The organism is Kolteria novifilia (assembly GCA_007748055.1).
GTDB lineage: Bacteria > Planctomycetota > Planctomycetia > Kolteriales > Kolteriaceae > Kolteria > Kolteria novifilia.
Window position 1 is genome coordinate 1,718,125 of sequence record CP036279.1, and the last position, 19,953, is coordinate 1,738,077.

General features: G+C 62.0%; 13 protein-coding genes. 8 read left to right on the plus strand and 5 right to left on the minus strand.

Annotated elements, in window-relative coordinates; translation table 11 throughout:
* Positions 1-172: 172 nt before the first annotated feature.
* Positions 173-2,590: a serine/threonine-protein kinase gene (locus Pan216_RS06315; protein WP_419193327.1), complete on the plus strand. Its 2,418-nt coding sequence runs from the start codon at positions 173-175 to the stop codon at positions 2,588-2,590.
* A 23-nt stretch (positions 2,591-2,613) separates the two neighbouring features.
* On the opposite strand, the gene Pan216_RS06320 is transcribed toward Pan216_RS06315, so the two are convergent.
* Entirely contained in the window at positions 2,614-4,251 is a 1,638-nt protein-coding gene (locus Pan216_RS06320) for an ATP-binding response regulator (protein WP_419193328.1), read from the minus strand.
* A gap of 759 nt (positions 4,252-5,010) precedes the next feature.
* On the opposite strand from Pan216_RS06320, the gene Pan216_RS06325 reads away from it, so the two are divergent.
* The gene (locus tag Pan216_RS06325) at positions 5,011-6,117 is read left to right on the plus strand and encodes a hypothetical protein (RefSeq protein WP_145256372.1); all 1,107 of its coding nucleotides are present in this window, start codon (positions 5,011-5,013) and stop codon (positions 6,115-6,117) included.
* A gap of 311 nt (positions 6,118-6,428) precedes the next feature.
* Here Pan216_RS06325 and Pan216_RS06330 read toward each other — a convergent pair whose 3' ends face one another.
* The gene (locus Pan216_RS06330) at positions 6,429-6,980 is read right to left on the minus strand and encodes a hypothetical protein (RefSeq protein ID WP_145256375.1); all 552 of its coding nucleotides are present in this window, start codon (positions 6,978-6,980) and stop codon (positions 6,429-6,431) included.
* Between the two features lie 656 nt (positions 6,981-7,636).
* On the opposite strand from Pan216_RS06330, the gene Pan216_RS06335 reads away from it, so the two are divergent.
* On the plus strand, positions 7,637-8,134 hold the full coding sequence (locus Pan216_RS06335) for a carboxypeptidase regulatory-like domain-containing protein (RefSeq protein WP_145256378.1): 498 nt from the start codon (positions 7,637-7,639) through the stop codon (positions 8,132-8,134).
* On the opposite strand, the gene Pan216_RS06340 is transcribed toward Pan216_RS06335, so the two are convergent.
* On the minus strand, positions 8,131-8,580 hold the full coding sequence (locus Pan216_RS06340; RefSeq protein ID WP_145256381.1) for a hypothetical protein: 450 nt from the start codon (positions 8,578-8,580) through the stop codon (positions 8,131-8,133). The genes Pan216_RS06335 and Pan216_RS06340 overlap by 4 nt on opposite strands.
* A 131-nt stretch (positions 8,581-8,711) precedes the next feature.
* Positions 8,712-9,143, minus strand: coding sequence for a MarR family winged helix-turn-helix transcriptional regulator (locus Pan216_RS06345; protein WP_145256384.1), 432 nt, complete (start codon positions 9,141-9,143; stop codon positions 8,712-8,714).
* Between the two features lie 323 nt (positions 9,144-9,466).
* On the opposite strand from Pan216_RS06345, the gene Pan216_RS06350 reads away from it, so the two are divergent.
* From Pan216_RS06350 to Pan216_RS06365, 4 genes are all read left to right on the plus strand, one after another.
* Complete coding sequence (locus Pan216_RS06350) at positions 9,467-11,206, plus strand: PQQ-binding-like beta-propeller repeat protein (RefSeq protein ID WP_419193329.1); 1,740 nt, start codon at positions 9,467-9,469, stop codon at positions 11,204-11,206.
* 240 nt (positions 11,207-11,446) lie between these two features.
* Positions 11,447-12,730: a hypothetical protein gene (locus Pan216_RS06355; protein WP_145256390.1), complete on the plus strand. Its 1,284-nt coding sequence runs from the start codon at positions 11,447-11,449 to the stop codon at positions 12,728-12,730.
* A gap of 406 nt (positions 12,731-13,136) precedes the next feature.
* The gene (locus Pan216_RS06360) at positions 13,137-17,507 is read left to right on the plus strand and encodes an RHS repeat-associated core domain-containing protein (RefSeq protein WP_145256393.1); all 4,371 of its coding nucleotides are present in this window, start codon (positions 13,137-13,139) and stop codon (positions 17,505-17,507) included.
* 65 nt (positions 17,508-17,572) lie between these two features.
* Positions 17,573-18,367, plus strand: coding sequence for a hypothetical protein (locus Pan216_RS06365; RefSeq protein WP_145256396.1), 795 nt, complete (start codon positions 17,573-17,575; stop codon positions 18,365-18,367).
* 244 nt (positions 18,368-18,611) lie between these two features.
* On the opposite strand, the gene Pan216_RS06370 is transcribed toward Pan216_RS06365, so the two are convergent.
* Complete coding sequence (locus tag Pan216_RS06370) at positions 18,612-18,956, minus strand: hypothetical protein (RefSeq protein WP_145256399.1); 345 nt, start codon at positions 18,954-18,956, stop codon at positions 18,612-18,614.
* Between the two features lie 219 nt (positions 18,957-19,175).
* Between Pan216_RS06370 and Pan216_RS06375 the strand changes: the two genes are divergently transcribed.
* Positions 19,176-19,667, plus strand: a complete 492-nt coding sequence (locus tag Pan216_RS06375) for a hypothetical protein (protein ID WP_145256402.1) — start codon at positions 19,176-19,178, stop codon at positions 19,665-19,667.
* Positions 19,668-19,953 lie beyond the last annotated feature (286 nt).

The following is a 19,953-nucleotide window of genomic DNA, read 5'->3' on the forward strand; positions in this document are numbered from 1 at the left end:
GGACTGCATCGCCCTCCAACGTTTGGGTTGGCGTCGCACCACGACGTTTCACGCCGATGCGGCAGCGATGGGCTCGGCGGCGTGGCTAGCGCTCGGCGTCCCAAGAGCGGACTTCGCATCCCTTCCATCAACACGCTTGTCACTGAATTCGGGTGACACGAGGAAACGGCCGATGGATCCCAATCACGGCGCTTCGGAAGATGGTGGACTCGCCTTTCTCCTCCTCGCCGATCAACTGTCGCGTTGGACAAAGGGAAGTGGTGCCCGCGTTGAGGACTATCTGGCCCGCTATCGGTCGCTCCATCACCAGCGAGAGGCGCTTCTCGAGCTGATCGCCGGGGAGTACTTCCTTCGCCGCCGCGATGGGGAGGCTCCCGAGATCGAGGAGTATCGCGCGCGGTTCCCCCAGTTTGCCGACGAATTACCGATCCAACTCGAACTCCTCGACATGATGGCGGACGGGCGACTTGACACCAACGTGATCGAAGGCCCCGAGAGCGATCGCGCGGTGGTCTCCTCGGTTACCTTCGATCCCGGCGAACGCTTCGACGTCATCTGCCGCCTGGGGATTGCGCCGACGACCGTTTCCTACTTGGCGCACGACCACCTGTGGGACGAGCCGGTGGTGCTCAAGACCGTCCGGCGCGCCTCGCCTTCCCAGGTAGCGATGCTGCAGCGTGAGTTCCATCGGCGTCGCAACCATGGACATGCAAACCTCGCCGCCTACCACGAGCTCATCGCCGCGGGCGAACGCTGGTTCCTCACGATGGAGTACGTCGAAGGGCAAAACCTGTTCGACTTCGTGAGGGATGACGAGGACATTTCGCCGGCGGGAGGGCGCGAACACTCGGGGCGAGGTTGGCTTCCACGCCTTCGGCACGCTCTGAGACAACTCGTGGGGGCCGCCGCGTCGCTCCACCGGTCGGGTGGTGTTCATGGTGACATCAGGCCATCGAACATTGTCGTGTCCTCCACGTCGCGGCTCACCTTGCTCGATCTCGGGACGCCGGTCGACTACCGGATGGGGACGTTGCCTCGCGCGGACGTGAGACGAACCCGGGATGTCTACATGGCCCCCGAGCAGTACGACTCGGGACGTTCGACCCCCACGGGTGATCTCTACGCGATCGGCGTCGTTCTCTACGAGGTGTTGACGGGGGAGGTTCCCTTCGCCGGAACATGGACCGAGATCGGATTGGCCAAGTCCCTGCTCGATCCGCCTGATCCCCGTCACCGAGCCCCGGGGATACCCGACGATCTCGCCGACCTCTGTGTGGAGTTGCTCTCCCCCGTGGAGTTGAAACGACCCGATCCGGATCGGGTGCTCGCGCGACTTGGGGAAAGTGCCGAACGGAAGAATCGCGAATCCGCGACCGCGCGGTCTCGGGAACTGTTCGTCGGTCGGCACCGCGAGCTCGAGGAGGTCCGATCGCTCGCCGAGCCCTGCCAGCATGAACGCTCGACAATCGTGGTCGTGCACGGGTCGGAAGGAATCGGGCGCACGACGTTCCTCCAGCGTGCCGCGAGGGAGATTCGGCGGTCGTCGGGGGCTGTCGTGATCGAGGCCGGATGTTCGAAACGAGAACTCGTCGTCCTCGGCCTCTGGGACCAGATCGCCCACTCCATGGTCGGAGAGCTCGAACGTCGCCCGGAGGTCGATCTCGCCTCGCTCCTGCGAGGAGGGGGCGAACGCCTTTCGCGACACTTTCCCGCGTTCGCCGAACTCAAGGCATTCGGCGAAGGTGACGGCGGTAACGTCATGCCACCGAAGTTCCCCCATGCCGATCGCCGTCGTGGAGAGGCTATGGAGACGTTCGTGCGCTTGATCCACGACCTCTCAAGTCGTCATGGACTCGTTCTATTGGTCGATGATCTGGAGAAGGGAGACGACGCGAGCACCGAGGCACTTTTAGAACTGTTCGTCGAGCAGCGCGTTCCTCGGCTGTTGCTCGTCGCGAGCGTTCGGACGGAGGAACTGGTCAACGCGTCTTTCCTCAAGACGTTGGGAAGGGGATTGCGCGAGGATCCAAGTATCGCACGTTGTCACTCCCTCGCGTTGGGTCCACTTTCAAACGATGCGATGGGTCAGGTGATTGCGAGCCAACTTGAACGGGGCGAAGAGTCGACACGGCGAGCGGACGACATCGCCCGCGAGGTCGCGGGCAATCCATCCCTGGTCCCTCTTGTCGGAGCACTCCACCACCCGCGAGAGACCAAGCACGTTCTAGGCGCGGGAGTGATCCGTTCTCTTGATGAAAGACTCACGCGATTGAGTGCCGAGGAGCGAGTGCTCCTGGAGACGATCGCCGCCTCGCGCGAGCCGCTCGCTCAACGCGACGCGTTGGAACTCGCGGAGATCACAACCCATGGGCGTCGGATCCTCGCGCGGCTCGAGCATTGGCGGCTGCTTCGAACGAGTGGCCCGTTCCCAACCGACCCGGTCGAGTTGTACCACCCTTGGATTCGGCTCCATTTGCTCCACGGGATGAGCTTGGCCGATTGGCTGGTTTGTCAACGTCGCTTGGAGGGCAGGAGAGTCCCGACACGGCAACCGACTCGCTCGCCGAACGTGACCCCACCGAGGTGCTAGTTCAGGCCATCGAGACGGCTTCTCTACGAGGCCGTGACGTTTGGAACCCGGGCGAAGATCTCCGCAATGCGTTCCTGCAGCGCGCGGATATCGAAGGGCTTCGTGATCAACCCGACGAATCCGTGGGAGAAGAGACGGTCGACATCCTCCCGCTCGGCGTACGCCGTGAACGCGTAGATCGGGATATGGCGAGCGAGCTGCTCCTTGCAGATACATCGGATGACGTTGACGCCCGTCGCTCCCTCGAGCTCCAGATCTAGGAGGATGAGATCGAACGACTCATCGCGAAGTCGTTGGAGACCGTCAGCTCCGTTGGCGCATGTGACGACCTCCGCGCCAACGGGCCGAAGAGTGTCGCGAACGAGCTTGCGAATCCCGGCGTCATCGTCGATGAGAAGGACTCGCTTTCCATTCGACTCGGGGATGGCGGCCGATTGGGCCGCGGCGATGTCGTTCCGATCCATGGTTGATGTCGGATCGACCTCGATTTGCGGAACGCGGAAAGAGAAGCAACATCCCATGCCCGGGCGGCTTTCGACCTCGATCTTGGAGTCGATGACGCTGAGTAGTCGTGAGGTCATCGTGAGGCCGATTCCAGACTGCACTTGGCCATTCTCCTCTTGCTGCGATGGATCGAAGATAGACTGGAGACGCTCGTCATCAATGCCGTCACCCGTATCCCAGACACTGATGATTGCGGTCCCGGCATCGGTCTGACAGCGGACGCCGATTCTTCCACCTTCGGGGGTGAATTTCACGGCGTTGGACATCAGGTGAAGCAACACCTGTTTGAGGATCACCGGATCGGTTTCGACAACGATGTGCTCGTCGATGTCGATCTCGACGTCAAGTCCCTTGCCCTCGTGCCGGACTTGCACCGGTAAAATGCAATCGTTGACAAAGGCGCTGATGAGTACCGGCTCGATCTCGGGCTTGATCGTACCGGTTTCCAGTCTAATCAGGTTCATCAAGTGCTTGACTACTTTGTTCAACCGCTCGCCGCTCTCGGCGATCTGTTCGATGGCCTCGCGCTGCTCGAGATTGAGCGAGCCATAAAGCCCCTCGATGAGCATCTCGGTGTAGCCCATGATGCTGGTCAGCGGCGTCTTGAGTTCGTTGCTCATGTTCGTGAGAAAGGCAGTTTTGGCGCGATTGGCGACCTCGGCATCCATCCTCGCGGCCGAGAGACTCGCGTTGACGTGCGCGAGCATCGCGGATCGTTCCCGAACTTCGTTGAGAACCGACTCGCTGGTTTGCTCGAGTTTCTGGAGGAGTTGCTCCCGAGCGACGATGTCGCGAAGAACTCGACCGATGTACTCCCCCTTGAGCAGATGCTTGTCGAGGTAGTCGTCGACGCCTTCGCTCGTCGGGATGGCATGGTTGGCATCGTCTAAGTGGCGCCAAAGAACCACCGGCGTCGCGCGGACCTGCTTCATCATCGCCGCCAAGTTGCCGAGGTCGCCTTTCCATTCGGGCGAGAGATCGAGAACGACGATGTCGACAGGGTTTTGCTCAAGAACACTGAACATGACTTCGAGCGATTCGGCGCGGGCCACGTGAAAGGGGCCGAGGCGGGGAATCTCCAACGCCTCTTGAAATGCTAGGGCGTCGGCGTCGTTTTCCGCGACAAGTAGCACAGAAACTGGTGAATCGGAGTTCATCGAAATCCCATCCGCTGTTCCGAAGATGCGCATGAGTTAAGAGTGCTGGGCCATGTCATGCGCTCGAAATGGGCCTGAGCATTCGTGTTGCTACACTTGGCCCATCTGAGGCCAGATCCGGATTCTGTCTTGATTGGGCACGTCAACGGGCTCGCAACCGCAATGACGTCGTCGATGCCGGAGTGATGTGGAGGATTGGACCGCACTGTTTCCTCCTTGTGTTGCGTCCATCCATTGCGACTGCAAGGGAAGACTAAGAATAGCATTGAAGCATAGTCTGCGTGTGTTGGCCGGTCAAGTGATGGTGAAATTGGGTCGGGGGAAAGCGTCGTCGAGATTTACCCTCGCGGGCAACCCTTTGGGACAAAGATAGGCGCCGCTCCTCGCGTTGAAGCTCAATAAGCTTGCAATGCATGATTGGGGTTAGGTGTTAGGTTGTAGGCGTGGTGGTCGGCTCGTCGGGAGGAGGGAAACTCTCGGTCGTTCGACGTCGGAACTTTGTCGGTTGTGACAGTATTCCGGTTTGTAGGTGAGCTGGCGATGAACCCAGTCGAAGCGGTTCGGCACTTCGGACGGATTTCAGCAAAAGTAATGACGATACCCGGAGTGGGCCATGGTGGCCGACAGGTCTTCAACGATCGGAACTCGAAGGGAATCGAGACGGTCAATCGGTCGCCAATACGGGTGAATACGAAACAGACACAAGGTTCACGTTGCGGGGCGAGAGAAGCCTCGAGCTGACATAAAGGAGCATGTCCGATGCCCTGGACGCTGATAGGTGTGCTTTTGGTGATGGGATCGCCGGTGGACAAGGATGTCCCCCCGGCGGAGCAGCTTCCGACTCTCATTGCCGCCGAACCGGTCATCGAAGAGGTGAGCGACACGCAAGAGAACCAGAAACCGCAGTCGGTCTTCTATAGCTCGCTGACGGAGAGGGAAGAAGGGGGGCTCTCGTCGTGTGGGTCCGGATGCTGTGGCTCGGGTTGTTGTGGTTCCACTTGCTCCGACTGCTGCTCCTGTTGTGATCCCTGCGTGCCGTTCTGCGAGAAGTGCCGCAAGCTCTTCCAAAGTGATCAGTGCTTCAACGGGTTCGTTTCGCCGATCTCGAATCCAATCTTTGCGCGCTCGCCGATCTCGCAGACGGAACTGCGCGGTATGTACATCTACGACTCGATTCCGAGCCAAAACCTCGCCGGTCCGGGCGATTTCAATCTCTTGGCCTGCCAGATTCGACTTGCCCTAACCGAGCGTCTGCAATTCACCGCCGACAAGGACGGCTATCTTTGGCTCAACAGCCGCGGCCTTGGTGATCCGGAGGGCTGGGTGAACCTCATGGCCGGCCTCAAGTACGTGGTGATTCGCGACGTCGAGAATCAGTTCCTCGCGGCGGTTGGTTGCACGTACGAACTGCGAACGGGTGAGTCGGCTATCTTTCAAGGTCAGGGCGACGGCGTCTTCACCCCGTACTTCTCGGTCGGTAAAGAGATCGCCGAGGTCTTCCACTTCATCGGCAACGCCGGCTACTCGGTTCCGGTCGATTCCGCCGACAATAGCAGCTTCGGCTACTTCCAAGCGCACTTCGATGCCCAAGTGACGTCGTGGCTCTATCCAGTGATGGAGTTCAACTGGTGGCACTACACGGCCGGCGGACGTCGCGGTTTGCCGACCGGCCTTCAGGAAGTCGACAGTTTGATCAACCTCGGTACTTCCGACATGGCGGGCCGTGACTTGGTGACGTTGGCCTTCGGTCTCTCCGCGAAGCCGAGCAAGCACCTTGAGTATGGCATCGCCTTCGAGTTCCCGCTTTCCAACAACGAGATGTGGATCAACAATCGCCTCATCAACCAACTGATCTTGCGGTACTAAGTCGTTCGGCGGTCGACGATTGAAGGAGTAAAAAGAGCGTCCGTGGTTGTTAGGGCCACGGACGCTTGTTTGTTGGTACTCGGTCACCGACGCGAAGAGAGATCCTTGGTTGAGCAGGGTGAAGACCTCGTCGAGAGCCTCCGCTTCACGCACCGTTCCCGTCGCCGAGATCGCCGTCGCTTGGGTCACCAGCGGGGTGGCAACCTGAACCACCGGCGGATTTGGACTTCCTTCCTCGAGATCCTTGGCGAGCAACTCGTTGAGCCAGTACGCGACGGTCTCCACGTGAGTGTTCTTGTCGCCGTCCTCGTTCAGCAGCCGCCCGTTGCGAATCTCGAAGCCGAGATGGTAGATGGCATCGGCCACGGCGTTGATCGCGTTCTGGCCGCCGAAGACCCGCGTCGTCGCGCCTTCATTCCGCACGAGATGGAAGCCCGCTTCGATCCCTCCGCGCCGTCGTCGCCGTGAAGCTCGGCCCACTCGTCGAAGTGATTGGCCGCGAGGTAGGCGCTCACGTCGCGGACGTCGGCGGCGTCGATGGTGCCGTCATTGGCGATGCCGGTCGCGACGATCGCCTCGATGAGGTAGGCGTTCATTGTGTCCGCGGCCGCGGCGGCCTCCTCGACGTCGGCGCGATCGACCCGCTTGGCGAGCCCAGGATCGTCGAGGGTGATCTCGACCAGATCGTCGAGACCCGTTCCGGTGCTCCCGGTGGGAGGTTCTTCGACGGGTGGTTCTTCGGTGGCGGAGGCGGTCCGCGCTCGATCGTCGACGATCTCGGTGGATCGACGATGGCTGAGGAACATGCTCAGCGATGGGAGCGTTTGGGTACTTCCCGGGGCGAACGGACAACCTTGATCCATGACGTCCGCGTATTGTCCCGAGTTCGCAGTGCTCGCGATAATACGTGAATAGAGAAGGGATTGTGGTGTGCGATGCGGCGCCGAGTTGCGTCGGCCGAGTTCGTGACGTATGGTTCCGGCGATCGATCCGCAAGAACGGTGACTCGGGAGCGAGCGCCAAGGCTCCTGGTAGAGATACTGGGCATTTCTCTCTTCGGTTCGCACCTTCTCAATCGACTCTACCTGGGAACGCGTGAGGTTGCTCCACACGGGGTATCAAGTCACCATCCGGGCCGTGAACGTCTCAAGGCCATCCACACGCTGGCGCTTGCCGATGGCGCGACCCTCCTCGTTGGGCTCCCGCGAAACTGGAAGGATGTCCCGACATCACCGTCGGTGCAACAGCAGGAGGACCATGCGACGAGACGGAGTGTCGCCGTGTCGTGTCCAGGCGTCCATTCTTGGTTGGTTCGTCGGTTGGGAAGGGAGCGGCGGAGATTCCCATGGCTTGGCTGGTGTCGCGGTGATAAAAAATGAAAGCTGGGCTCCGTCGAATGAGCCGGCTCTGGCGGCGTCGGCGCTAATTTGGCGGGCTGCTCGTCACTGACCGACGGAAACGGTGATCGAAGGGCGATGGCTCATCGGGGAACTGGGGTTTCATTCCCGTACGGATCCACATGGCACGACGACTCTCCACGAGCCAACGGGTGAACATCGCTCGCGGAGGCGCGCTGATTCAGTGCGTCGCCGGCTTGCTCGTTCTAGGCGGCTGCTTTGGAAATCCGCCTCTCGGGCGTGTGCATGGCCGCATCACGCTCGACGGGATGCCGCTACGTCATGCCTTCGTGACCTTCTTGCCGGAGCACGGCCGGCCGGCTCAAGCCGAGACCGATGGACACGGAAACTATGAGTTGATTTACGCTCCCTACCGGATGGGGGCTCTCTTGGGACCGAACGTCGTGCGGGTCTCGACCTATCAGCCGCCCGAGGGTGGGGACACGCTCGACGACGGCACGCCGAACCCCGATCCGGGCATTCCGGAACTGGTTCCCGAATGGTACAACGCCGAGAGCGTGCTCGTGCGGGACGTCCAGCGAGGGGACAATCACTTCGACTTCGATCTCACGACTCGGCCACCGGTGTCGCCAAACGCCGATGGTTCCCTTGGTCGCTAGCGTCCAAAGCCCTTCAGCTTCGCCTTGCCGTCAATGCCGACGATCGCCTCGGCGTAGGGGGCACTGTTGGAGTCGGCTTTTGAGAATCCAAGGGAGAGGTTCCCCGAAGCACTGGCGCTGAGGTCGACGACGCGGCGTTGGTCGTTTTCGAGGCGGATCTTGGTTCCGCCCTCTTCCATCGTGATGTTGGTCGACGCCGTCCCGGAGGTATCTTGCATCCACAGGGAGGGAAGTTCGCCATTCTCGCATCCGAAACGGGCGACCAGAACGCTGTCGCTGTTGACGACTCGCAGTCGCCGAACCGTGATGGCGTCGAACTTCGTGCGTTCGACAGTCTTGGCGGAACACCCGATGACGACGGCGATCACCACTCCCAGGGTCAGGGCGACGCGGCGCCAAAGACGGGCTTCCTTCTCCAATCGCTCGACGCGGCTTTCCAGTGACATCGTGAGTGACTCCTTTCGTGAGGCGGCGAGTGCTTTCTCAATCCTCTATATCCGGCGGACAACGAAGCGTCGTATTCTCCCAGCTCGACAAGCCATCCGAGGCTCCCGAAACCTTCGGATGGACATTCGCGCTAGTAACCTCGCTGCGTGAGTGACTGTTGTAGCTTGCGGATGACGCGGGCGAAGTCCCGTCGTTCCCGTTCGGAGAGTTCGTCGTACAACTCCGCGGCGGCGGCATGGTTGGCGAGCATGCTCTCCTTGCAAACCCGCTCGCCCGACTCGGTGAGGTGGACCAGCGTCGCGCGACGATCGTGGGGCGATGGTTCGCGGGCGACGAGTCCTTCCCGCTCGAGCCCGTCGACCAACTTGGTCACACTTCGCGGGGTCACCGACAACTGCTCGCCGATCCTGCTCATCTTCTGCGCCCCGCCGCACTTCAGGACCATCATCAGCCGGGCCCGGGCGGGGGTCGTGCCGGTATGTTCCAACTGGTCGCGGAGCCACCGCGCGTACGACTTGCCGAATTCGGCGACGACGGAGGCGAGTTCCTGTGAGTCTGGCATGAGGCACGTTTCCAGGTCGCGAAGACCACCTCGCGGCGTTGGCCTACCCTTCTCGAGGAGGAGTCGATCGGACCAGCGGTCGGGGCAAAAAGGTGAACCTAAAAAAGTGGACGGGTACAACATGTACCGGTATAGTTGCGAGTGATCCAAAAGAGTCCAGCCTACCGAGGGAACCTCGAACGACACAATGTCATTTTGGCAAAGGAACTGCCATGTCGAGTCTTGAGTCCACCACGTCCGCCGAGTCGTCGTCTGCGGAACCCGAAACCCCAACGCCGATGGCCACCGCCAGACCAACGGACGCCTCCGGGTGGAGGGTTTGGGTGCCGCTGGCCATCGTCGTCGCCCAAATCGTCGCCGTCGTCGTTCCCGGGTACTTCGCTCCCGGCACCCCCGTGCAGTTCATGGGGATGGTTTGGGGGCCGATGATCGGGCTTGGCCTCCTGAGCATCTGGTGGCTCTTCCTGAGCCGCGCCCCCTGGAGCGTCAAGGCCTGGATCGTCCTGGTCTTCGCGATGGGGATCATCGCGGCGAACCTCCTCGTCCATCCGACGATTCCCTTCATGCTCCTGGTCTATGGACTTCCGGCGGCAACCACGACGTTTGTCGTTGCGTATTTCCTCACCAGGGGGACCTCTTGGCGTCTTCGTTCGGTCGTGATGACGGCCGGGATCCTCGGCGCTTGGGGATTCTGGACCCTCTTTCGCCTCGATGGCGCCGACGGCACGCTCTCGGCCCAGATGAGTTTGCGCTGGAGCCCGACCGCCGAACAGATCTTTCTCGAACAACTTGCCCAAGAACCTTCCCCGTCGACCGAGGCGCCGGAGGCGACCGTGCCGCCGCTCGCCCTGCAGCCTGGCGATTGGCCCGGATTCCGGGGCCCTCAGCGGGATAGCGTGGTGACGGGGACCGTGATCGAGACCGACTGGAAGAAGAGTCCTCCCCAGGAACGATGGCGACGACCGCTCGGCCCCGGTTGGTCGTCGTTCGCCCTCGTCGACGGGCATCTCTTCACCCAGGAGCAGCGCGGCGACCAGGAAGTGGTGACGTGCTACGACGCCGCGTCGGGTAAGCCGATCTGGATTCATGAGAACGACTATCGCTTCACGGAAACCGTTTCCGGGGCGGGCCCGCGAGCGACGCCGACTTTTCATGACGGACGACTCTTCACCTTCGGCGCCGGCGGGATCCTGAATGCTCTCGACCCGGCGACCGGCAAGGAGATTTGGTCGCGAAACGTCGCCGAGGATACCGGAGCCAAGGTCCCCGAGTGGGGATTCTCCAGTTCGCCCGAAGTCGTCAACGACGCGGTGATTGTCTATGTCGGCGGCAAGACGGGCAAGGGGATCGCGGCCTACGACCGAACCACAGGCGAGCCCTTGTGGACCGCCGAGGCGGGAGAACACGCGTACGGCTCGCCGCAGCGGACCGATCTCGGCGGCGTCGACCAAGTCCTGGCGCTCACCGACGCGGGGGTGACGTCCGTCGATCCGGTCTCGGGAACGGAGATCTGGAACTACGACTGGCCCAGTGCCCCCTACTCACGGGTCGTTCAACCATTGCTTGTCGGGGAACAGCAAGTTCTTCTGGGCACCGGCTACGGGATGGGGAGTCGACTCATCAACGTGGCGCGGTCGGGCGACGAGTGGACCGCCAGCGAAGAATGGACTTCACGCAACCTCAAGCCCTACTTCAACGACACCGTCGTCTACGGCGACGCCTTATACGGTTTCGACGGCAATATCTTCACGTGCGTCGATCTCAAGACCGGTGACCGAGCCTGGAAACGAGGGCGCTACGGCAACGGGCAGGTTCTCTTGCTCGAGGACCAGGGATTGCTGCTCGTCCTCTCCGAGAAGGGGGAAGTCGTCTTGCTCGAGGCGACGCCCGAGAAGCATCGCGAGCTGGCCAAGTTCAAGGCCATCGACGGCAAGACGTGGAATCATCCCGTCGTCGCTCACGGAACTCTCTACGTTCGCAACGGGGAGGAAGCGGCCGCGTTTGCCCTCCCGGTCAAGACAACGGAAGTTCCAGCCGACCCGGAACCGGCGCCCGAGTCGTGACCGCAAGCGTCACCGTCAGCTCCATTTCACGCCTCTCGCGTCTTGAGGGGCGGAGACCATTCCGAGTGCCGGCATCTTTTCGCGACTTTCTCATCAAGGGTGTCGCGAGGTGCCGGTTTTTTAAAACGATCCCCATCTATGGGCGTACCGACGTCGCTCGCGACGCGCGGTGTTCCGCGATTTCCCGAACGCTGAGATGTCGTTTGGGTCTCATCGCGGAGGCAAAGGGGGACTGGGGTCGTGCCGGCAAACGTCAAGAATGCGATCGAGCGACGAATCCAACGCGTCGAGGAATACTGGAACGAGTTCGCCGTCAATCCCGATGCACGGCTCATGCGTTGGCTGACCGACAGCGAAAATGCTCAAATTGTCGACGCCTTTGTCCAGCTTCAAAGCGAGGACTCCGGCGAGTCTCCCGACTACTTCCTGCGCTTCGAACAGCCTTTCGAATCCTTCGACAGTTACTCCGGCGTGCTATGCAAGACATTGCGGGAGATGTACGAGGAACAGCGCGACGCGCTCGAGGCCGAAGGCATTGACAATACCTGGCAGTGTCCCGTCCCGGAAGAGGGCAACGGCGACCTGCGCATCTTCACCCGAGCCTGCGGTTCCTTCTGGAAGCACTACGCCGACTTGATGGAGCGGATGGTCATCTTCCTGACGCCGACGACGATCGCCTCGGTCGAGGAGTTCCATCGTTGGTTCGCGGAGATTCTCGCGAAGGATCCGCCCGAGGCGATCCGGTTCATGATGGTCGACAATGTCCACGCTCCCTTCCTAGGCCCACTGGCCGATGCCGATCCGGCACGGGTCGTGACCCAACCGCTCGATCTCGACATGGCCGATGCTCACCGCGAACTGGCCCGTGGCGATGGCCCCAACACGCCCGACCGCGCCTTTCGCAAGGAGTATGCCTCGCTGACCAACGCGGCGGGCAAGGGGGACGTGAAGGGAGCCGAATTGTCGGCCAAGCGGGCGCTGACGATCGCGAAGAAAGAAAATTGGCCGGCGATGGGCGTCGTCACGCATTTCGCGCTTGCCGCCGCGTACACGGCCGCCGGGAACAAGGACTCGGCCATCGACACCTATCGTCGCGCCGGGGTCGCCGCCAACGCGGCGGACAAGCAGGGGGCGGAGGAGGGGCCCAAGCTCATCCTGCAAGCCCGGATGGCGGAGGGAGCCGCTTTAGTGGAAGCCGAACGCTATGAGGAAGCGGCCGAGGCCTACGCCGCCGCGGTGCCGATGGCCCAGAAGACCGAACAACTCCTCGCGGAACTCGAATGCCAGCGCATGCGTTGCTTTTGCCTCGCGACCCTTGGAGAGAGAGAACAGGCATGGGAGGCCGGCAAGGCGGCGCTCGCCGTGGGAGAACAGTTGGAGCCCGAACAGCGACTCAACTCGACCCTTCCCTACGTCGGTCGCGCGTTACGCGATCTCGCCGCGAACGAGTCCTTCGAGGAGCAGTGGCCCGCGGTGAGCAAGCGGTTGGACGAGGCGCTCGGCGAAGACTGGGCCGAGGGGTAATGCCCCAATGGGATGATTCGTTGCCGAAAGAGTCTCCGGCGATATCCTGCGCTCGCCGTGGGCATGGGGGAGACACCGTTCATTCGTCACCCTCCCGCGCGATCAAGAACCAAGATACACGACCGTGAAGCTATTCGATGCTGGCTGCGAACGGTCCTCTCAATGGTCGCAATCGTCGGATTGCCTCGGAGAAACTGGGGCGGGCGTCGCGAGCAGCCGGTTTTTCTAAACGATTCCCATGTAACCCTTGAACTGACTTCACGCCGGGCGTGAAGCCGATCGTGCCCCCTCGCACCATCGAGAAGACGATCGGCACGGTTCGTCATCCGAGCGACGTCGTTCACGTCGAAGACACAGCGATCCTCGCGACCTTTGGCTCGCGGGGAGGAGTAAAGGGACGCGACTGATGTTCCCGGCGGCGAAACACTATGATCCCGTGATCGGGATCGACATTCACCTCATCCTGACGCCGGTCGGCGCCGTCGTGCCGATCCCGCACCCCTTCGTCGGGTTCCTCTTCGATCCGTTTGATTACGTCCCGATCATCGGTTCGACGATCTACGTCAACTTCCTGCATCGCGCGATCGCCGGGACGATGGGCAAGTGCGTTCCGCCGCACATCCCGATCGGGGGGACCTTCGTCAAACCACCCGCGAACGAATGCGAAATGTTCATGGGGAGCATGACCGTTCAGTTCGACGGCGACGCGATGAGCTACATGGCGCTGCCGGCGCTGAGTTGCCACGACGTCGGGATGATCCCTCCGCCGCGCATGAACCCGAAGAAGAAGAGTCGGGTCAAGTCGATGGTCTTGCCGACGAGCTTCGTTTTCCCGGTGCCCGCTGGCAAGCCGGTCCTGATCGGGGGCCCACCGATCATCTCGCTGATGAACTTGATCATGGGGTTGGCGCTCAAGGCGCTCGGCAAGGGCCTCAAGCGGTTGATGCGCACCAAGCTGATGAAGAAGGTCCGCAAACGACTCAAGAAGAAGTTGAAGAAGAAGGCGCCGAGTCACAATAAGGGATGCGGACGTCCCGGCGAACCGGTCGATGTCGTCACCGGCGCCAACGTCGATGAGTTCATCGACTTCGAGGCGCCCGGCCCCATCCCGTTCCTCTGGCGGCGCTTCTACAACAGTTCGCTCCAGGAACGCCGCGGAGCGCTCGGCTGGGGCTTCCGTCACGAGTACGAACGAGAACTTTTTCAAACCACCGATGGGTTCCTCTACGTCAATGAAGAAGGGGAAGAGATCGAGCTTCCCCCCGTTCCCGCCGGGCAGGAGAGTGTTGCTCAAGACGGGCTCTTGCTCACGCCGCAGCCGGGTGGCCGGTGGATCTTGGCGGAGACCGGCAAGCCGACGATGATCTTCCAGTTGCTCCAGGGAGCGTGGCCGGCGCGACTGATCGAGCTGAACGATTCGAGCCGTTCGACACACTTCGAGTACGATGGTCGGGGCCGCTTGAGCGATCTTCGCACCTCGAGCGGTCATCGTGTCACCTTCGAACACGACGAGAACGACCTGCTTCGCGCCGTCAAGATTCCCTCGCGTTCCTCGGGCAAGGAAACGACGATCGCTCGCTACGACTACGACGAGGCGGAATGCCTCGCTCGCTGGATCGACCCGACCGAGCGCGAAGCTCGCTACGAGTACGCCGATCGTCGGCTGATGACGCGAAAGACCGACCGCAACGGCTACTCCTTTCACTACCGCTACGACGAGGAAGGTCGCTGTGTCCACACTTGGGGCGACGACGGTCTCTACGATGTCCGGCTCGAGTACCATCCCGAGTGCCGCACGACGGTGGCGACCTTCGCCGACGGCGCCGAGTCGACGTACGTGTTCAACGAGGATGGGGTCATCACCGAGGTCCTCCAACCCGATGGCGGGGTGAGCTCGTTCATCGTCAACGAGGAAGGCGACGTCGCCTCCGAGATCGATCCCAACGGGGATGAGACGGAGTACCTCTACGACGCGTGGGGTGGGCACACCGGACGGATCGACCCGACCGGGTTGGAGTTGCCGCCCATGCACATCATGCCGATGCCTCCCGACCCGCTCGCGGTCGACTTGCCGCGCACCGTCGCGGAATGGGAGTACGGCGTCTTGCTCGATCCGGAGACGATCGAGGGGCCCAAGGAGACCGACCGCCTGCTCCGCCGGGTTGACAACGCCGCCGCGCTGGTCTCGCTTCGCGGATCGGAGGTTCGGCCGCCGAGTCGTCGCGACGCTCTGGGGCGGATTGTTCGCCGAGGGGACCAGTCCCGTGGCGAGGAGACGTGGCGGTACGACGGCAACGGCAACACCGTCGCCTACCGCGATGCCGACGGGGCGGTTCATCGCCGCGAGTACGGATCGTGGAACCTCTGTAAGTCGAAGGTGTCGCCGCTGGGCGCCCGGACGCGGTTCGAGCACTCGCTGCGCGAGTCGATCACCCGCGTCGAGGATCCGGGCGGAAGTGTCAGCGAGTTCGACTACGACCACCTCGACCGGCTCGCGGTCGTTCGGCGCCACGGCCAGGTCCGGGAGCGCTACACCTACGACGACGGGGGCAACCTCCTTGAGAAGCACGATGGCGAGGGGAACCTCATCCTCAAGCTCGACCCGGGGCCCGGCGGCGTCTTGACCAAGCGGGAGCTTGCCTCCGGCGAGTGCCAAAGCTTCACCCACGACGAGTTCGGCCGAATCACCTCCGCCGGGAATGGCGACTTCGATGTTGAGCTGACCTACGACCTACAAGGACGGGTGATCTCCGACATCCGAGGGGGCCTCGGCGTCACGCACCAGAACGTCCTCAACCAGCATGCCGAGACGACGGTGCTCGATCGCTTCCGCACGCTTTATCGTCCCGAGGGCATCGGCGCGATGACGCTCGTCGACCCGGCGGGACATCATCACACCTACGAGTACAGCGAAGGTGGCCTCATCTTCCGCAAGCTCGCCAGCGGCACGACCGAACTGGCTCAGTACGATCACCAGGGACGTTGCCTCGTGAAGATCGTCGGCGACGCCGAGCACGAAGCTCGTCACGTCCGTCGCTACTACTACACCACCGCGGGCGACTTGCACCGGGTCGAAGATAGCCTCGCCGGAACGACGACGTATCGGCATCACGGCGACCATCGGCTCGAGTCGGAAGAGCTCCCCGATGGGACCATTCGCGAGTTCCTCTACGATCCCGCCGGCAACCTCCTGAGGCAGCCGGGGCTTCACGCGGTCACCCTCCAGGAGGGCAATCGCCTTCAGTCCGCCAACGAGGAAGCCTTCACGTACAACGACCGCAACCATCTCGCCAGCCGAGTCGGCGCGGACGGTCGCAAGCTCCGCTACGAGTACAACTCGCTCGACCTGCTCGTCGGTGTCGTTGTTGAGGAAGCGGACGGCGACTCGTGGGAGTGGAAGGCGAGCTACGATCCTCTCGGCCGGCGGATCTCCAAGGAGTGGCGTGGCCACCGGGTCGACTTCTTCTGGGATGACGAGCGACTCGCCGCCGAGCTTCACGACGGCCAACGGCTGCGGATCTACCTCTACGCAAACGGTCAGGCTCTCACCCCGGTCCAGTTCGTCGACTATGCCGCTCCCGACGCCGATCCCAACTCGGGCGAGTCGTACGCGATCTTCACCAACCAGCTCGGTGCTCCCCTCTGGGTCGAGGATCTCTCGGGCCGCGTCGCTTGGGAGGCTCGCCTCGATCCCTACGGCACGGCTCATGTCGCCCCCAAGTCGACGATCGCGCTGCCGCTGCGGTTCCCAGGGCACTATCACGACGAGGAGATCGGCCTCTTCTACAACCGCTTCCGCTATTACGACCCCGGACTGGGCCGCTATCTCCAGTCCGATCCCTTGGGGATCGCGGGGGGGATCAACCTCTACGCCTACACCGACAACCCACTCGTCGACGTCGACTTGCAGGGGCTCCACAAGGGCCAAGCCGCCAAGGGTAAGGGCAAGGGCAAGAGCGGGATGAACAACGAGTTGACGCAAATGAACGTCAACGCCCCCTGGCGGGTTCGGGTCCGCGACTTGGTCGGGATGACCGATGAGGCCTTCGCGGCGATGCGCAAGATCGCCAAGAAGCACAAGGTGAAGATTCGCATGCGGCCGTCGAATCCCGAGTGTCTCAAGTGGATCAAGGCGGGGCATCCGAAGAAGCCGGTCTTCCTGAAGAACAAGTCGATCAACGACCTCGACGTCTTGATGGGACCGCCGCCGAACCCGGGATCGCAGGGGTTGGTCGGGCACTTCAAACCACCGGGTAAGAACGCCGCGCGCGAGAACGCCGAACGGCAACTCGGTCGAAGCCTCACGCCCGAGGAGGCCGCCAAGCTCGAATCGCGGCGCGCCCAGCGTCTCAAGGAGTTCAACCGCAACAACAACGAGCTGGTCCACGCCAAGGGCGACAAAGTCACCGTCGATCCCGACCGAGGCGTGCTCCTCGACAATCGCGACATGGTCAATGGCAATCCAAACCCCAACAAGGGCAAGGAGTTCACCGGCGATCACGACATGTTCGACATCCACAAGCAGGACAAGAACGGCAATTGGAAGCAAGTCACGCCCGACTCCGATCCCGACCTGCATAAGAAGGTCGTGGATGACTTTCAGGGAGATCCCCACGTCCAGGGGCAGCACGGCGATCACCGCTCGTGGGACTACGATCCTTCCGATAGCCAGGCGAGCGACATCGACAACGCGATCCTGAATAGCCATAAGCAGGGGGGCGAGCCGCTGGTCGACTTCAACCCCGACGGCGGCGTCGGCCACAGCTATTGGGAATAAGCGCGAACAGCCGAACACCTGACCGAGCCAACCGGCCTCCGGGCCGACTTTGAGAGGAGACGAGCGTGGCATTCAACGCCCGCGATCGAGCGGATCTACTGGCCGAGTGTTTTCCCCGCATGCGCCGCTTGGCGGAATTGATCGAGACCGCCGAGGAGACGGGGCAGAACCTCCGCCCTCAGATCACCCCCTTGACGGAACAGCTCACCCAGCTTTGGGAAGCTTACCGCACCAATGTGCCGGTGCTGGAACTCTCCCGATGCCCGTTCACCAAGGAGGTCTGGGCCCATTCCCTCGACAACATCGGCATCGATGGGTTGTGGTGGAGTCTCGACAAGCCGCAACGGCCACTCGATGAGCCGATGGGGGGCAAGTATCTCTCCTTCACCGGCGCGGTCCGTCATGCCGACCCGATCCCGGCTTTTCCGTTCCTTGCCGAGCCGGGCCCCGAGAAGCCCTTTGTCATTCCGAGACTCTTCGAGGTGGATTCGGTCAAGGCGGTCGTCTCGCACGTGATGATCGGCGAGCTCGATGCCTACCCGATCGTCTACTTCTCCGACCAGTCGTTGCCCGACGAGTGCCGGACCAACGACTGGGGGATCGACAAGTTCAGCTACACCGACGCCGCGGGCGTCTATCGATCGGGGGAGTGGTTCGACGCGGAGGACGAGTACGACTACGTGCTCGAGCCCTGGATCGACGCCGGCCGGCTGCTGTGGATCGCGCCGGGGGACACGTCGTTGACCCTTCGCACGGGAACGGCGCAGTGCCCTTATCTCAAGTTGCCCGGCAAACGCGCCGTCTGGCGCGCCAAGGAAGGTCGCGTTTGGTGGGGGGATGAGGTGCCGACCGGACCATGATCGGCGTCAATCGTCGTTGGGGACATCCTTCCCCGCTTCGATGATTCGCGTGATCTCGTCGACCGACAGTCCCCGCTCGGTCAGTTTCCGCTTGAGTTGGATCGCGCGTGACGACGGTCCGCCGCGAACTTGGCAGCGAATCGATCAACGGGCTCCCAACGCCGCGAGACCTTGTTCGGTCGTCGCTTCGCTCGCGGCCCGGGCCAGCGGGTACTCCATGGGCCATTCTCCGCGGAGGACTTCGTCAAGCCTTCTTTCCCGGCGCGCACTTCCCCTTGCTCGCCTCGATGACGCGGACGACATCGTCCGACCAGGATCGCTGCTCGGGCCTCTTGTAGGCACTCGATCCCGACTCGATGATCCGGATGATTTCCTCCGTCGAGACGCCTCGATCGATCAGTTCGTGCTTGAACGCGACTTCGCGTTGATGGCGGCGGTCGGCATTCCAGTAGTGAAACCCGATCCATGACACGGCGACGATCGCCAAGAGCAGCAGCACCACGCCCGTGAAGGCGAACGGCATTACCCCCGGCTCAAAAAACTGTTGCAGAAACGACGGCTCCGAGAGTGGATGCGAGGCGGCTTCCATGAGGATCCATTCCTTTCCCTGGACGAACGACGAGCCACGGACCGAGAGACTCACCTTCCAAGCTACTCGCCGCTCGCTTCCGAATCTTGGCTCTCCCGCCAAAAGTTTTTGAAAGTCCCCGTTTCCTTGATCACCCCTCGTTCTGGCAGGTACCGTGGGACTGTACCCCACGATCTTGGTTTTGGGATGCCGGACGAATCTGTTGAGCGAGGTGATTCGATGCCACGATGGGCCGACCGAGCGAGAAAGGCGTTCAAACGCTCACCCTCGTCGTTCGTCGCCAAGACCCTTGAGGAGACCGTCGCCGAAGCCAAATCGGTCGCTCGCGACCTTCAATTCATCATTGAATCGAGCGGAACCGGCGTCGACCGCGAGATCGGCTACGATGACGAGAGCCTCCAACTCGTCGAGCGGATCTATCGAACGGCCGCGAGGTCGCCGGCGTCGATCGAGCTGGGGATCGACAACTTCGAGCGACTGCTCTCGCTCTACCTCGGTCAGTCGCTCGTCGAGCGAGACGCGGGGGCGTGGGCGCGGTACGAAGGGAAAGAACACGTCATTTTCCCCATCACCATTCGGCTCAGGACGGGAAAGCACGTCGACGTGTTTCTCTTCTGCAAGAGCCTCCATCAGAAACAGGTGAACGGCACTCTGAGTGGTCGCGCGTTGACCACGTTTCTCGCGGACGTCGATAGGCTGGCGTTTCCCTAGTCTCCGTTGATTTGAGGTGTAGACAACCCCTGCGGGGTTGGTGTTTCCATTTGGTTGGTACCCAGGGTGCGCGAAGCGCGACCCTGGGCTTCGTTAGAGAACGGCATTGCCGTTCGGATAGGAACGTCGAGGCCGTTCAGAAAGAAGTGAGTCGCCGTTCAGAAAGAAGTGAGTCGCCGTTCAGAAAGAAGTGAGTCGCCGTTCAGAAAGAAGTGAGTCGCCGTTCAGAAAGAAGGCTCTATTGGCGAATCTGTGGGTCCTAAAGAGGACAAATTGCTTCTCTGCC

Bases quoted from the DNA above. Each gene is read 5' to 3' on its own strand.
- Pan216_RS06315 (WP_419193327.1), top strand. From the start codon at position 173: ATGGATCCCAATCACGGCGCTTCGGAAGATGGTGGACTCGCCTTTCTC.
- Pan216_RS06320 (WP_419193328.1), bottom strand. From the start codon at position 4,251: ATGAACTCCGATTCACCAGTTTCTGTGCTACTTGTCGCGGAAAACGAC.
- Pan216_RS06325 (WP_145256372.1), top strand. From the start codon at position 5,011: ATGCCCTGGACGCTGATAGGTGTGCTTTTGGTGATGGGATCGCCGGTG.
- Pan216_RS06330 (WP_145256375.1), bottom strand. From the start codon at position 6,980: ATGGATCAAGGTTGTCCGTTCGCCCCGGGAAGTACCCAAACGCTCCCA.
- Pan216_RS06335 (WP_145256378.1), top strand. From the start codon at position 7,637: ATGGCACGACGACTCTCCACGAGCCAACGGGTGAACATCGCTCGCGGA.
- Pan216_RS06340 (WP_145256381.1), bottom strand. From the start codon at position 8,580: ATGTCACTGGAAAGCCGCGTCGAGCGATTGGAGAAGGAAGCCCGTCTT.
- Pan216_RS06345 (WP_145256384.1), bottom strand. From the start codon at position 9,143: ATGCCAGACTCACAGGAACTCGCCTCCGTCGTCGCCGAATTCGGCAAG.
- Pan216_RS06360 (WP_145256393.1), top strand. From the start codon at position 13,137: ATGTTCCCGGCGGCGAAACACTATGATCCCGTGATCGGGATCGACATT.
- Pan216_RS06370 (WP_145256399.1), bottom strand. From the start codon at position 18,956: ATGGAAGCCGCCTCGCATCCACTCTCGGAGCCGTCGTTTCTGCAACAG.
- Pan216_RS06375 (WP_145256402.1), top strand. From the start codon at position 19,176: ATGCCACGATGGGCCGACCGAGCGAGAAAGGCGTTCAAACGCTCACCC.